The organism is Cohnella sp. LGH, from assembly GCF_017671885.1.
In the GTDB taxonomy this organism is placed as follows: Bacteria; Bacillota; Bacilli; order Paenibacillales; family Paenibacillaceae; genus Cohnella; species Cohnella phaseoli.
This window is the reverse complement of the sequence record NZ_CP072117.1, coordinates 3,340,464-3,354,338: the sequence shown is the minus strand read 5'-3', so window position 1 is coordinate 3,354,338 and position 13,875 is coordinate 3,340,464. Positions and strand designations below refer to the sequence as shown.

At 50.9% G+C, this 13,875-nt stretch carries 14 protein-coding genes and 1 pseudogene; 13 read left to right on the top strand and 2 right to left on the bottom strand.

Translation table 11 applies throughout. The features are described 5' to 3' along the window. The first annotated feature begins 72 nt into the window (after positions 1-72). The 6 genes and pseudogenes from J4772_RS14225 to J4772_RS14200 all read left to right on the top strand — a co-directional run bounded on the left by J4772_RS14225 (position 73) and on the right by J4772_RS14200 (position 4,999). On the top strand, positions 73-1,401 hold the full coding sequence (locus J4772_RS14225) for a vWA domain-containing protein (protein ID WP_209075720.1): 1,329 nt from the start codon (positions 73-75) through the stop codon (positions 1,399-1,401). A gap of 72 nt (positions 1,402-1,473) precedes the next feature. Next, positions 1,474-2,010, top strand: a complete 537-nt coding sequence (locus tag J4772_RS14220; RefSeq protein WP_209075719.1) for a GNAT family N-acetyltransferase — start codon at positions 1,474-1,476, stop codon at positions 2,008-2,010. A gap of 242 nt (positions 2,011-2,252) precedes the next feature. Next, positions 2,253-2,822, top strand: coding sequence for a sigma-70 family RNA polymerase sigma factor (locus J4772_RS14215; RefSeq protein WP_209075718.1), 570 nt, complete (start codon positions 2,253-2,255; stop codon positions 2,820-2,822). Beyond that, positions 2,794-3,546 carry a hypothetical protein gene (locus tag J4772_RS14210; RefSeq protein WP_209075717.1) on the top strand — a complete coding sequence of 251 codons (753 nt, stop codon included), beginning with the start codon at positions 2,794-2,796 and terminating at the stop codon, positions 3,544-3,546. Before J4772_RS14215 ends, J4772_RS14210 begins: the two co-directional genes overlap by 29 nt. Before the next feature lie 167 nt (positions 3,547-3,713). Continuing rightward, a pseudogene (locus J4772_RS14205) lies at positions 3,714-4,160 on the top strand (helix-turn-helix transcriptional regulator); the annotation flags it as partial. 44 nt (positions 4,161-4,204) lie between these two features. Continuing rightward, positions 4,205-4,999: an SDR family NAD(P)-dependent oxidoreductase gene (locus tag J4772_RS14200; RefSeq protein ID WP_209075715.1), complete on the top strand. Its 795-nt coding sequence runs from the start codon at positions 4,205-4,207 to the stop codon at positions 4,997-4,999. Between the two features lie 103 nt (positions 5,000-5,102). Here J4772_RS14200 and J4772_RS14195 read toward each other — a convergent pair whose 3' ends face one another. Further along, positions 5,103-6,389 (bottom strand): leucine-rich repeat domain-containing protein, encoded by a 1,287-nt coding sequence (locus tag J4772_RS14195; protein ID WP_209075714.1) that lies wholly within the window; start codon positions 6,387-6,389, stop codon positions 5,103-5,105. A 15-nt stretch (positions 6,390-6,404) separates the two neighbouring features. Further along, positions 6,405-7,313, bottom strand: coding sequence for a VOC family protein (locus tag J4772_RS14190; RefSeq protein WP_247741095.1), 909 nt, complete (start codon positions 7,311-7,313; stop codon positions 6,405-6,407). Positions 7,314-7,484: 171 nt separating this feature from the next. Between J4772_RS14190 and J4772_RS14185 the strand changes: the two genes are divergently transcribed. From J4772_RS14185 to J4772_RS14155, 7 genes are all read left to right on the top strand, one after another. Beyond that, positions 7,485-8,036 carry a MarR family winged helix-turn-helix transcriptional regulator gene (locus J4772_RS14185; protein WP_209075712.1) on the top strand — a complete coding sequence of 184 codons (552 nt, stop codon included), beginning with the start codon at positions 7,485-7,487 and terminating at the stop codon, positions 8,034-8,036. A gap of 161 nt (positions 8,037-8,197) precedes the next feature. After that, entirely contained in the window at positions 8,198-9,355 is a 1,158-nt protein-coding gene (locus J4772_RS14180; RefSeq protein ID WP_209077150.1) for an MFS transporter, read from the top strand. Positions 9,356-9,440: 85 nt separating this feature from the next. Further along, the gene (locus J4772_RS14175; RefSeq protein ID WP_209075711.1) at positions 9,441-9,929 is read left to right on the top strand and encodes a MarR family winged helix-turn-helix transcriptional regulator; all 489 of its coding nucleotides are present in this window, start codon (positions 9,441-9,443) and stop codon (positions 9,927-9,929) included. A 1-nt stretch (position 9,930) separates the two neighbouring features. Continuing rightward, on the top strand, positions 9,931-10,368 hold the full coding sequence (locus J4772_RS14170; RefSeq protein WP_209075710.1) for a flavodoxin domain-containing protein: 438 nt from the start codon (positions 9,931-9,933) through the stop codon (positions 10,366-10,368). 222 nt (positions 10,369-10,590) lie between these two features. Then, complete coding sequence (locus tag J4772_RS14165) at positions 10,591-11,085, top strand: SH3 domain-containing protein (protein WP_116064087.1); 495 nt, start codon at positions 10,591-10,593, stop codon at positions 11,083-11,085. After that, positions 11,075-11,764, top strand: a complete 690-nt coding sequence (locus tag J4772_RS14160) for an AIM24 family protein (protein WP_209075709.1) — start codon at positions 11,075-11,077, stop codon at positions 11,762-11,764. The genes J4772_RS14165 and J4772_RS14160 overlap by 11 nt, the downstream gene beginning before the upstream one ends. A gap of 237 nt (positions 11,765-12,001) precedes the next feature. Next, positions 12,002-13,795, top strand: a complete 1,794-nt coding sequence (locus J4772_RS14155) for an ABC transporter substrate-binding protein (RefSeq protein WP_209075708.1) — start codon at positions 12,002-12,004, stop codon at positions 13,793-13,795. Positions 13,796-13,875 lie beyond the last annotated feature (80 nt).

The following is a 13,875-nucleotide window of genomic DNA, read 5'->3' as shown; positions in this document are numbered from 1 at the left end:
GGCACGTTCCGCCGAAAGGTTGCAGCCAATTTTATACGAGAATACGAGTACATAGGTTGAGGAGGCCATCATATGTCGAATTCGACAAAGCTGATTACAGGCTCTAACGCGCCCTTGCCAAACGAGTCCTTGCTGGAACTTACGGTGGAATGGACAAGCTCGCCGGCCGAGCTGGACGTAAGCTGTTTTATGGTGAACGAGCAGGGCAAGGTCCCGTCGGATCATTATTTTATTTTTTATAATCAAGCGGAAGACCCGGGGCGTCACGTTCGTTTTGAACCCCAAAATCCCACTTCGGTAAAATTTACAATCGACCTGAACGGACTGATGTCTTCCCCGATTCAAAAATGCGTGTTCGCGGCAACGCTTGACGGACCAGGTACGTTCTCCGAGGTGCAGGGCTGCAAAATTACGGCCAATGTCTCGGGTTCAGAGATTGCGTACGATTGCAATGAGGGCAAAGCGGAGAAGACGCTGGTGCTGGTCGAATTGTATCGGCATGGAGGCTGGTTCAAGCTTAGGGCGATCGGCCGCGGCTTTAACGGCGGGCTGAAGCCGCTTGCGGAGTCACATGGCGTAGTCGTCGACGAGCCGGAAACGGAAGCTGCGCCGGAAGTCGCGGCATCGTCCTCCGCGAGCCCGTCTGCGCAGACCTCCAGTCCGACGCCTGTCGCCGATCCGGCTCCGGTCCAGTCGAATCCGCCGGAAACGAAGGTCAACTTGACCAAAATCGATCTGTTGAAGAAAAAGGTCCAAATCTCGTTGGAGAAAAAGAGAATGGATACGATTAAGGCGCGAGTCGCAGTCGTATTCGACGCTTCCGGCTCCATGATGTCACTGTATCAGAAAGGGACCGTACAGCGAGCGTTCGAGAAGGTGCTGGCAATAGCGGCCTGCATGGACGACGACGGCGTGATGGACGTATGGTTTTTTGGCAGCAAGTCGAAAAGGACGCCTAGCGTCACTGAGAACGATTACGAGGATTACGTCAAGAAAACCTATCCGTCACCGAGAGTGTTCGGCGGGCTGGGCGCCGGCAATAACGAGCCGGTCGTGATGGCGGACGTGATCAAAAAGTATACGAAAGAGGAGCCGAGCGACATTCTTCCGACGTATGTCATTTTCTTCAGCGATGGCGGCATTTACGAGACGAAGAAAATATCCAAGCTGCTTATCGAAAGCTCGAAGACGAGCATTTTCTGGCAGTTCGTCGGCCTTGGGAACGCAAGCTTCGGCGTATTGGAGGAGCTTGACAATTTGCAGGGACGGTTCATCGACAATGCCGATTTTTTTGCGCTTAGCGATCTGGACAAAGTCACCGATGAGGAGCTGTACGATCGGATATTCAACGAGTTCCCGGGCTGGCACCGCCAGGCGAAGGAAAAGGGCATTTTACGCTAGCCGATGTCAAGAATGGCAAGGCTCGGCGCGAAGCTTCGGCAAACTATAATTGGTATTATAGGAGGTGACACGATGTCGGAGCAGCAGATCTATATTCGATTTCCTGAGGAGACGGACGCAGCGGAATTGGCAGACTTGTACAAACGCAACAGGGAGTTCTTCGAGAGGTTTTCGCCCGGTTGTCCGGATGAATTTTATACGAAGGAGCACCAGCTTCAAGCGATCGTCAAGAGCCAGGTGGATCGCAAGGAGGATCGGAGATATTCCTTCGTCATTTGCCACAAAGAGGATGAGCGGATTATCGGGAATGTGGATCTGAACTTCGTGATGCGAGGAGTCCTGCAGAGCTGCATGGTCGGATACAGTCTGGATCAGGCCTACAACGGCAAAGGCTATATGACCGAGGCCGTAAAACTGGTAGTTCGTTATGCCTTCGAAAAGCTGAAGTTTCACCGAATCGTGGGAGAAGCCTCCCCGCGAAATCCCGGATCGATCCGCGTGCTGGAAAATGCCGGCTTCCATAAAGAGGGGATCTCGCGCAGCAACGTAAAAATAAACGGGGTATGGGAGGATCATCAGGTGTTGGCTCTGATCAATCCGGCCGATTAGCATGATAAGCAACCAGTTGCTCTAAAGGTGATCGATAACAAGGTTAGAAGTGCATTTATCTCTTCCGAGGCTATACAATCCTGAAGACCGAATGGGTAAATCCGTAATAGGTGATTTCAGGAGCGTATGAGGCCTTCTCCGGGAGGAGATATATGCACTTTTTTTCGTATCCACAGATCCTAATGCAACAAATGAGAGAGAAACTGGATATTTATAGGTAGCGGCCGTTAGGAGGAGATAAGTTGTTAGAAGCGACCCTACTGCAACAATTAAAACAAGGGAAACAATCCGCATTGGAGCGTCTTATTGACATGTATGCGGGTTATGTAAGCAAAATCGTTAGAAACGTGATCGGGAGTCAGATGAAAAACGAAGACGTCGAGGAAGTCGTTTCGGACGTATTCGTATTGCTGTGGACGCATGCCGGACAGATTCGCGAAGACAGTAAAACAATAAAATCCTACCTTGCCGCTATCGCAAGAAATCAGTCCCTCAAAAAGTTGCGAGAGCACGCTCCTCGTATGTATCCGCTTGATGACGATATCTTGATCGTGGAGGATTCAACGAGCGCGTTCGCCGAATCGGAACAAAAGTATTTTCTCGAATGGGCGTTGTCGTTGATGAGCGAGCTGGATCGGAATATTTTCGTTCGTTATTACTTCTTGATGGAGAGGACCGCCGATATAGCCGAACAATTGCAAATGAATGAATCCACCGTTAGAAGCAGGCTTTCGCGGGGACGCGACTATTTGAGACAAGTACTTAGAGATGGAGGCGGCTACGATGAAAATAAGAATATCCGAAATGTTTGAGCATGCGCGTATGAATGCGGATGACCTCCAGATCGAAGAAGATCCGACTATCGATAAGGACAAAATTCGGAAAATCGTTCTACATAAAATCTCCCCTAAGAAAACCTCTCGGAGGTTTGCCGTAATCTCCGTAGCTATAGTGGCTATGTTAGCGGCGGCCATTGGCGCAAATGCGGCTACCGGCGGCAAATTGTTCGGCGCGATCGTATTAAACGACGAAAACAGGCATCTTGCTGAAATGCCCGACTATGCTTCAATGACGGAGGCGCCTGCCGCGCCATCGATTAATGACGTTAATAAACGTAGTCTTAACAGCAATATCATTCGTGAAGGTCAACTACAGACCCTTAACGCCGGCTCCGTCACTAACATTGAGCTGGAGGAGAAAGACAGTTTGTTTCTTATTCCGCAGCTTCTTACCGGCAATGGAGATCTGGTCATTTTTACGAAAGAGAAGGGTGCAGGGTGGGAGTTGAAAAAAGGCGATAAGCTGTCGATCGAGTTTAATCTGGATCTGACGACGAATAGCTATTCGGATCCGAACGGCGAGTATATGGAGCTCGGATTTATCCATAACGGAGAGCTGATCAAAGGCTTCCATAGCAAGGAGAAAAGCTTCGCCTATACCGTCACGGCAGACGAAGATGGTGTATATTACTTCTATGCGGAGAATTATTCGGCCGGTAAAATTATCGTTGAAAGCGGGATTGTTGAACAACAATAAACCGCAACAGAACGAAGATGGAGGATTACAGCTATGATTTCCCCAACCGTCGAGCGGATTCAACTCGCCCCCGGGTTCTGGTCCAGCTTGCGCCGATTAGGGATAGAGGCACGGGACATAGCCCGGCAAGCGCAACTGCCGACATCTCTTATTCAACAACCTTCCTTCAAGACCTGGATCGTCCCTTTGTTTCTTACAACGCCGAACTGTTGGAAATGCTGACTCCCGCTCTGGACCGGGCGTTGGACGAGCATCTCCGCAGCCGCTCGCTATGTGAAGCGGTCAAGCAGCTTCAGAAGAGGAACTTGGTAGGAGGGCGGCCCGACATCCGGATCGTCGCAAGCGAATTGGGAATGAGCGATCGTACGCTGCAGCGTCGGCTCAGGGACGAGGGTACAAGCTTTAAGCATTTATTGGCGCAAGCTAGGCACGAGCAGGCTCTTTCGTATTTGGCGGATCCTTCGCTCGATATTAAAGAAATCGCTTTTCTCGTCGGCTATGAGGATCAGAATTCCTTCTACCGCGCTTTTCGCCTCTGGGAGAGGGATACCCCTGCCAATTGGCGCGTTAGGCATGAAGTTTGGCGCAGCGAGCTAGTTACCGGGCCGGTCTGAACGGATAAACTAATCTCTATCCAAACAGCAAGGAGACATGAAAGATGGATATGGGATTAACCGCTAGAACGGCATTAGTAACCGGCTCTACGAAAGGCATCGGCAAAGCGATTGCCATCGAGCTAGCCAGAGAAGGCGTTAATGTTCTCATTAACGGCCGTAACGCGGAAGAGGCAGATCGCACCGTTCATGAAATCAAGTCGTTATTTCCGTCTACCTGCCCGCAGAATGCCGCAGCTAATCTGGTGGACGCCAAACAAAGAGAAGCGTTGTTCGAGAAATTCCCGCAAGTCGATATCTTGATTAACAATATGGGGACATACGAGATCATGTCATATGAGGACGTGGAGGACGAGGTATGGGAAAAATACTTTCGCACAAACGTTCTTGCCGCTAACGGATTATCCAAATTTTACTTGCCGAAAATGTTGAAAAGCGATTATGGCCGCATTGTTTTTATCGCGAGCGAAGAAGCCGTAATGCCTTCCGGGCAGATGCCTCAATATGCCATGACGAAATCGATGCTGCTTTCGTTGTCCAAAAGCTTGTCCAAGCTGACGAGAGGAACCGAGGTCACCGTTAATACGATTATGCCGGGACCGACTCTCTCCGAGAACGTGCAGCAAATTATAGACGGCATCTACCCGCACGAAGAGATGACATTTGCCGAGAAAGAGCAACGGTTCATGGCTGCCAACCTGCCTCAGTCCGAAATCCAACGATTTATCAAGCCCAATGAGATAGGCAGACTGGCCACGTTCGTATGCAGTCCTCTTTCATCCGCATTTAAGGGATCTCCAATCCGTATGGACGGGGGAATGGTGCCGACCATCTATTAACCGTTTACCTTAAATAAACAACGGGGGTGCTGTCCCATACATGCACGACGCCATTCCTTCTTTCGTACGACTTTTTACTTATGAGACAGCGCCCCCGAATCAATCAATACGTTTCATACACGAGCTCGCTGTCTATTTTCAGCTGTTTATCAAAAGCGACGTAAATATACAGATTACCGGCCGGAGTATCGCCTGCATCGTAGCCTAATCGAAAGGAGCTATCCACACTAAATTCAAGCTCGGACAATACCAGCTCATTCACATCTTCGTCGGGATGAGCTTCGGCAATCAGACCAAGCGCGCTGCCGATTAATTCGTCCAAGTGTTCCCACGCGTTCCTGATGACAGAAGACAATCGTTTCATATCGGCTTTGGTGGCCGCTTCCGTTCTAACCGAAAGCTCATGCCCTCCGTAGCTCAGCGTAGAAGCATAGGAAGACATCGAAACATCGTATTGAAAAACTCCAACCCCTTTGACCGCATGATCCGGTTCGACAATCAGATTATCGGCATAATTCAACTGCTTCAGCTTGGGGTTATGGGCGGTATCCAGCTTCGTTATTTTGTTCTCCGAGCAAAAAAGTTCGACCAAATGCGCATTATGGCTGAGATCCAAGCTCGCGATATGATTGTTGAAGCATCTTAATCCCCGCAGTACCGTATTCCCGCTTATGTCCAAATGTTTGAGATGATTGTTATTGCAGCGGATATCCGACAATTCCGCACAGGTCGTTTCATCCAGGCCGATTAAATAATTGTTCCCGCAATCCAGCCGGGCAAGCCGGAGGTTATGACTCAGGTTCAAATCAAACAGGGAATTGTAACCGCAGGTAAGCTCCTGCAAATTTACGTTTTGCTCTACGTTCAATTCCGAAAGGATATTCCAATAACAGATCAGCTTGACGAGCATAACGTTGTGACGTACATCAAGATTCCGGATCCGGTTAAACCCGCAATCGATCGTTTCCAATAGGGCATTGTCCTTCAAACTTAAGGAAGCAATTTCGTTCTTGTTGCAGTCGAGCTCTTTCAAGAGCGGATTGCGGCTTGTATCCAGCCGAGTCAGCGCGTTGTATCTGCAAGACAGCTTTTCCAAGTTCGGATGATTGGCCGTATCGAGCGAGGTTAATTGGTTTGCAGCGCAATCGAGCGTCTTCAGAAGGCGATTGCGGCTAAGATCAAGTTCCGTCAAGCTATTGAAAGAGCAATCCAGTTCCTCCAGGGAGGCAAAATGCTCGATTCCTTTTAAGCTTGAATATTGGTGATTGGCAAGCTGCAACGACTCTACTCGATCTACATCGCCGAGCAGAATCGTCCCGCGATTGCCGCAAAATGTTTCCATGATGTAGTCTTTGAAACCGTCGTCAATGAAATCCTGAGTGATATCCAAAACGTACCTCCGATATTATAGATTCCACAAATACGCTTTCTCCAGCTCCGCCAAGTCGAACTTCTTCATTTTCATGAACGCTTTGGTAACGCGACTGCGTTGTTCCGGAGTGCCTTCGGCCAACATTTTATCCATCCGGACGGAGGAGATTTGCCAGGAAACTCCGTATTTGTCCTTCAACCAGCCGCATTGCTCGGCATTAGGCACCGCGGACAGGCGGTCCCAATAGTAGTCGATTTCCTCCTGCGTCTCGCAGTTGATCAACAGGGAGACAGCCTCGTTAAATTGAAAGTTGTGCGAGTGCGCGCTGTCCATTGCCGTAAACCAGGTATTCTCCAACATAAAATCGCTGAACATAACGGTGCCTTCGCGGTCCGGCTCCATACCGGGTCCGTAACGAAACAGCGAGCCGGGTCTGGCATTGCGGAAGAAGGACAGATAGAATTCTCTTGCTTCCTCCGTCTTGCCGCAGTTGTCGCCCACGAACAGGAGGGAAGAGATAATCGGGGGGCGAGGCTCGCCTTCGGGATTGGTTAGCATCAGCTGCCAGGAGACGCCGTACTTGTCCTGGATCCAGCCGTATCGTTCGCTGAATGGATATTTGTCCAGCGGCATCAGCGCAATTCCGCCGTCGGCAAGCTTGCCCCAAGCTTCGTCGATCATTTCTCTTGCGTTCGTCTCCCGGGAAGGATCGAAATTGACGGTGAACGAGATCGAAGGATTGATCTTGAAGTACGGTCCTGCGGAGATAGCCATAAACGGTTGTCCCCAGACGAGAAACGACACAAGATCGCATTCGCCCGAAGGAGTGTCGTACAGAACGGTCGAGCTCGTGATTCGGGAGTCCGGAAAAACGGAGCAGTAGAACTCCGCGGCGTCTTTCGCCCCTTTGTCAAACCACAGATGCGGGGTGATGGGCTGCATATCATTTTCCTCCCTAAACATGGATTTGACTTTTATTTTATCATAAAGAACCTAACGTTTCGAAATAGAGGATTATAGGTCTATGGAACTATAAAACGACTGTTGCATTTATCTAGCTGATCCGGTATATTGGATTTAGTTAGATAATCTAATTATATGCAGGGTGAGACGATGAACAAGAAAAGCAGGAGGGAAAGCGGTTTGGATCAATTGCCCAAGCTGGGGATTACGCCTTATTTGGAATTATTGGACAAGACCGCCGATGGAGAGACAAACCGAACCTCCGGCCGGCTAGGGCTGTTAATGCTATGGTTCAGCGATCATTTTCTGGATGCGGTCGATGTGGAGCTGGCGCCGTTCGATATTACCGAAAGCAAATTGGATTTGCTGCTGCTGCTTAAGCTTCACGAAAGCAGAGAATTTATTTCGCCGTCTTCGCTTGCGGACAGATTGGGAATCAGACGAGCTTCGGTGACGGCAATGCTGGACTGGCTGGAAAAACGAAGCTTGATTCTCCGCGAGCCAAGCGAACAGGATCGTCGAATGATTCATGTCAGCCTGACATCGGAAGGACGGCGGCTGCTGGACCTTGTATTGCCCACGTTTTGGTCTGCCTGCTCCTCAATCATGAATGATCTGGATCAAGAAGAGGCGATTCTGTTGGATAAAATACTGGTGAAGCTAAATGCCGGCATTGAAAAACGATTGGGGGTGGGGCGTTAAAAATTTTTTTGGACATATAATTAGATTGTCTAACTATACAAGTTGAACCATCCCTTTTAGAATGCAATGGGCTTTCCCTTCATTGGTTCAACTTATATGAACAACTTATATGAAATCGCATAATAACGAGGTGTATCCATTTGTCAAAAAACTATTCTCTTATGACTTTTATTCTTTGCTGGGCCGGAATGGTCGTTATGTCCAGTTTATATGTTACAATCCCGCTTTCCTCCGTGTTTGCCGATGCTTTCGGGATTTCATTAACGCAGGCCGCTGCGGCCGGGAGCGGATTTTCGGCGGGGTTTGCCTTAGGCTGCTTGATCTATGGCCCGTTGTCCGAGAAGTACGGACGCAAGCGAGTGATCGTGATCGGACTTGTCGCTTTAGTGCTTCTATCTCTATTGCTCGGAATGGTAAATAGTTTTACTGGGATCGTTTTTCTGAGATTCATGCAAGGCGCTGCCGCAGCTACCTTTTCTCCCGTTGCGCTTGCTTATGCCGTCGAGATGTTCCCTGCAGCCAGGAGGGTAACCGCAATCGGCTTTATCAGTACAGGATTTCTGGTCGCAGGGATTGTCGGTCAGGTGATCAGCGGCATAGTCAATCAGCAGTATGGCTGGAATACGGTGTTTGTTGTTCTCGCCGTTGTTTACGCAGCCACTCTGCTTCTGGTGGCAATCGGTTTGCCGAGAGAGGAGACCCGATCTGCCAGCGCGAACATTTGGGATCCGATTAGACGGATGCCATCGCTCTTCAAGCAAAAAAACATCGTGTTGAGCTACATCATCGCTTTGGTGCTGTTGATGTCCTTTGTCAGTATGTACACAGTTTTGGGCAGTTATTTGGCGGGGCCTGATTTTGGCCTTGATGCGCGGCATATTTTGTATATCCGATCGATCGGCGTTGTGGGCATGCTCATTTCTCCATTTGCGGGCATGCTGACGCAGCGATTCGGCGTACATGCCGTAATTCGCTGGGGATTAGGCGCGGCGATTGCAGCACTGGCTTCGCTTGGTCTCAGTTCGAATTTAGTTGTGATGGTTGCGACAAGCGTGGTTTTCGCAGCCGGAATCGCGGTATCCGTTCCTGCTCTGATCTCGTTGATCGGTCAGTTGGGCGGCAAATCGCGGGGAATCGCGGTTTCTGTCTATACGTTTATTCTTTTTGCGGGAACCAGTCTGGGACCGATTCTGTCCATCCGATTTATGGCATTGGGGAGTTATACGCTGACCTTTTTGCTGCTTGCCGTCGTTCTCGGCGTCGGTTTATTGTCCGCATGCCTGATTCGCAAGGATTCCTCTGTTGAAGCAGGGGGATGAAACTTGCTTTAAAACTCCTTTTCATATATCTTGATTGTATAGTATCTTTATAATCAAGATATATTTTCGGAGGAGGACAAGACGATTGCCCCACGACAAGCATAATCAACCTACGCAGCAGCAGGAGAACCTCACCTTGCGCATGCGCGGACTTGGCGCTCGCACAGTGATTTACCAGCAAAATGTGGCATCCCGTTTGGGCTTGAATAACAGCGATTTTTTGGCGATTGATATTTTGCACGAGAAGGGTCCGATTACTGCAGGCGAACTAGCGAAATTTACCGGGCTTACGACAGGCAGCGTTACGGCGTTAATCGATCGACTTGAGAAAAGCGACTACGTCCGCAGGCAGCCTGATTCCAACGATCGTCGGAAAGTGATTCTCGTTCCGGTATATGAAAATAAGGAAGAAGTCAGCGACATTTATTTATCTCTTCACACAGCGATGATCCAGTTGGCTTCCAGTTATGAGGATATAGAGCTTGAGCTTATTGCACAGTTTTTAGACAAAGCATGTACGGTTTTGGAGGAACAGATTCACGATCTCAATTCCAATATATCGGGGGGGAATTAAAGTGGCGGTATTGGTGCTATTCGCAACGAAAACAGGAGCAACCGAGCAATGTGTAAAGGTGCTGACGGAAGAGCTCTCGGAATGCACGATTTGTAACGTTGAAGTGGAGAAGCCCAAGCTGGAAGGATTTGAGAGTGTTATTTTAGGCGCAGGGGTAAGAGACGGGAAAATCTACAAACCGCTGCGCGACTTTATCAAAAAAAACCACGACGAGTTATTGACCAAGCGAGCGGGTTACTTTATTTGCAACGAGAAACCGAAAGAAACGGAAGAAATCATCGAGCGGAACATTCCCGGGGATCTGAAAGAGGCTGCCGTCTGCATAGCGTCTTTTGGCGGGTATAAAGCGTATGCTGCGCCCAAAGAGGGAACGGATCAACTGAAGGGGATTTTCGTAGATAAAATAAAAGCTTTTGCCGAGATCATTAAACATCGGTAAGCTGCGGTTACAATAAACGATGAACGAGAGAAGGGCCTCGAATTCCGCTGCAAAGCGGGCGAGGTCTTTTCCTCGTATCGTGCTTCCCGGGCAACATATGGTATAGTAGAAAATAATCGAAAAATGTAGGGAAATGCTGGCGAATCGATCAAGCAGGGGCGAAAAGGCGGTGAAAGGTGCCCCTGAGCGGGTTTGCAGACACGCCCTAGGAGGAGGAGAAATATGGGTGGGCGCAGACTTCTGAGACACGGATTCGTTCTGGCGCTGCTGCTGTCCGTCGCGCTGCCAGCGCTGCCGGCGGAGGCAGGCATGTTTGATCGGATCAGAGACATTTATAACGCCCCGGACAAGGTGGACGAGCTTCGCGAGCAGTATGAGGAAACGGCCCGCTCGCTGGAGGAGCAGCGCCGAAAGCTGACTGAGGCGGAAGCCTCGCTGGATGCCTATTCGGCCGAACAGGAGCGGATGCGGGCAGAGAACGAGCTGTACCGACAGCAGAATGAGGAGCTGCGGACGCAGAACACGCTGCTCACGGATCGGCTGGAACAGCTCGAGAAGGACAAAGCGGACAAGCAGGCCATGTATCGCAGATGGATGACGATGATCGGGGCGGCCGTTGCGCTGGTTGTCGGTTATGTGCTGTCGATCCGACTGTGGCGCTATTCCGAATGGCGGAGAAGAAAACGGCTGCGCGGAGGGATGAGAAATGCGGGTTGATGCGCCGCCGAATCTGGGACACGTTCGCATTGATCTGGACGGCGAGGAGACATTGCAGCTGCTGCACCCGAAAGCGCTGCTTGCCTTTCATGGGGACCCGCGCCATCGCGAGGATCGCTTTATGGATCTGTCGGGGATGTATCGCAAGCGCAAGCTGATCAAGTCGGAGCTGCGCGGTCCGGCAAGCCTTATTCTCGGAATGATGCCCGGCTGCCTGATGGAGGTTGTCGACATTCCGGAGGACAGCAATTTGTTGTTCGATTTTCGCCATGTGCTATTTTACACAGATGGCATGACGATGAAAAGCAGGGTGCAGACGTTCAAGAACGCCTGGATTACCCGGGAGCTGGTACGGATGAGATTTTCCGGGCCCGGACGAATCGGCCTGCTGTCTTCCGGGTCGATCGCGCCGCTGCAGCTCGATCCATACGTTCCGTTGTTCGTGGAAGCCGGCTCCCTTGTGGCCTACCCGGAAAATGCGAGCATTAAGCTGTCCGTCTACGGCAATCCTTTGGCCACCCAGCATATGAACGTGCAATGGGAGATGACGGGCACCGGTCCGATTCTGATGCAGACGGGCTTTCGCGATAGCGCTCTGGAGGACCAGATCCATAAGGACAGCATCGTCAGGAGAACGCTGCGGGAGCTTCTTCCATTTGGCGGCGTATATATTCGATAGCGGGTTCGATTCGGACCTGTACCGAGGAACAGCTGGGGGCTGTCTCACTAGTAGGAGAGTCAAAGATGATCGGTCATCTTTTCGTGCGACTCTTTTACTTAGGAGACAGCTCCTTGTTGTTGTAGCGTAGATGAGATTCGGGATTGCCCTTTGTTCCCGTCCCCGTTATGCTAGAGTTAAAAGAGGAATTAGTCGATCCTGCCTTAATAATCGCTTCCCCTTTTCTAGGAGGTAGTTATGTCGCTATCGACGGAAAAATATTTAATGCTATTAAATCATTTCGGAAATCGGGCGATTGTCGGCGAGGAAGCCGAAGCGACGATCGAAGAGATGTCCGGCGCGCTGTACTGTACGTCTCGCAACGCGAAGATTGTGATTCGCAGACTGGTCGAGGAGCGGTTGATCCAGTGGCGGTCGGGTAGAGGAAGAGGGAACGTGTCGCGCATCGTTTTTTTGGCGGAGAAGGAGCCCTTCCTTGTCGAGAGAGCGCAGGAGATGGCCCGCAAAGGGGAATATAAGCAGGCGTTCGAGCTGCTGCATGAGTTCGGAGCGGAGTCCACGACGGTGGATCGTTTTATTATGTGGCTCAACGATCAATTCGGCTATCAATCCGAGCCGGCTCAAGGGGATGAAATGGCGGATACGCTGAGATTTCCGATGTTCGAGCCAATTCTGACGCTGGACCCTAAGCAGGTTTACTTTTCGGTCGATGCTCACATGATGAGGCAGCTGTACGACCGCCTGGTCGAATACGACGCTTCCACCGGGACGTTAACGCCGGGGCTGGCCCATTATTGGGAGTCCAACCCGGAAGCGACGGAATGGACGTTCTACTTGCGCAAAGGCGTGCGATTCCACCATGGCAGGGAGCTGCAAGCGGAAGATGTTCGCTTTACGTTCGAGAGGCTGCGCGGTAACCAGCCTTCAAGCTGGCTGGTCAGGACGGTGAAGGATGTGATATGCGTCGGCTCCCGCGGCGTTCGCGTACGGCTGAACCAGCCCAACGTCATCTTTCCCAGGTTCGCCAGCTCCAACGGAATGTCGATTTTACCGAGAGAAGCGGAGGACGTGGCGTTCTGGAGCAAGCCGTCCGGGACCGGGCCGTTTCGCGTGACGAGCTTGACGAATGATCATTGCGAGCTGGCAGCCCATCGGGAGTACTATCGCGGCCGGGCGCATTTGGATCGCGTCGTCATCGCCTTTATGCCCAAGGAGACGGCCAAGCACTCGGAGAACGCCGAATGGCGTCAACTGCTGCACGGCAAGAAGTTGTACGATCGTCGGCAGAACGACAGCTGGGACAAGATTGAGGCGCTGTGCAGGGGAAGCATGCTGATGATGTGGAATTCAAGCAAGGACGGACCGCAGCAATCCATGGATTTTCGGAGGGCGTTCGGTCTCTTCCTCAATCGCAAGCAGATGATTCGCGATCTGGGCGAGGATCGGATCTATCCTGCACGGGGCTTCAGGCCAACGCTGCAAACGCCCTATCTGAACGAAGAGATGGACGAGCGCGAGGCTAGGCGGCTTCTGCTCAAATCGGGGTATAACGGAGAGGAGATCGTGATTTCCACCTACGGCTCGAACTCGTCCGACGCCCACTGGATCGAGCGGCGCTGCGCGGACTTCGGAGTAAATATCAAACTCCATTTCACGACACATGCCAGCATTCGTAAGGAAGGCGTCTTGCCAAGCGCCGACGCGATGCTGTTCTGTCTCGTATTCGCCGTTGAGGACGTGTGCGAGATCGAGAACTACGAGCAGAACGGCAATTTTCTGAAGGAACATCTTCATCCGGACATAGGCGAGTGGGTGAAGCGGCAGATCGACAAGACGCTTGCCGCTCCCGATCCGGCCGTTCGCCGCCAGTTGCTGGATGCGATAGAAGACCGATTGCGAGAGGAAGCGCACGTTACGTTCGTTCTTCATAAGAAGCTCAACATGTATATCCATCCTACGGTCAAGGGCGTTGGCCTGAACTCGTTAGGCTGGATCGACTTTAAGGATATTTGGTTGGAGAAATGCGATTAAACAGGCGCAAGGAAGGCGGATTCGTCGTTTTACCCGAACGGTTGCTAGGATTTCGCCCGAAATGACCCTATAATAGAAAT

Excerpts from the sequence above, each read along its gene's own strand:
- J4772_RS14225 (WP_209075720.1), top strand. The coding sequence starts at position 73 with ATGTCGAATTCGACAAAGCTGATTACAGGCTCTAACGCGCCCTTGCCA.
- J4772_RS14220 (WP_209075719.1), top strand. The coding sequence starts at position 1,474 with ATGTCGGAGCAGCAGATCTATATTCGATTTCCTGAGGAGACGGACGCA.
- J4772_RS14210 (WP_209075717.1), top strand. The coding sequence starts at position 2,794 with ATGAAAATAAGAATATCCGAAATGTTTGAGCATGCGCGTATGAATGCG.
- J4772_RS14200 (WP_209075715.1), top strand. The coding sequence starts at position 4,205 with ATGGATATGGGATTAACCGCTAGAACGGCATTAGTAACCGGCTCTACG.
- J4772_RS14190 (WP_247741095.1), bottom strand. The coding sequence starts at position 7,313 with ATGCAGCCCATCACCCCGCATCTGTGGTTTGACAAAGGGGCGAAAGAC.
- J4772_RS14185 (WP_209075712.1), top strand. The coding sequence starts at position 7,485 with ATGAACAAGAAAAGCAGGAGGGAAAGCGGTTTGGATCAATTGCCCAAG.
- J4772_RS14180 (WP_209077150.1), top strand. The coding sequence starts at position 8,198 with ATGACTTTTATTCTTTGCTGGGCCGGAATGGTCGTTATGTCCAGTTTA.
- J4772_RS14165 (WP_116064087.1), top strand. The coding sequence starts at position 10,591 with ATGGGTGGGCGCAGACTTCTGAGACACGGATTCGTTCTGGCGCTGCTG.
- J4772_RS14160 (WP_209075709.1), top strand. The coding sequence starts at position 11,075 with ATGCGGGTTGATGCGCCGCCGAATCTGGGACACGTTCGCATTGATCTG.
- J4772_RS14155 (WP_209075708.1), top strand. The coding sequence starts at position 12,002 with ATGTCGCTATCGACGGAAAAATATTTAATGCTATTAAATCATTTCGGA.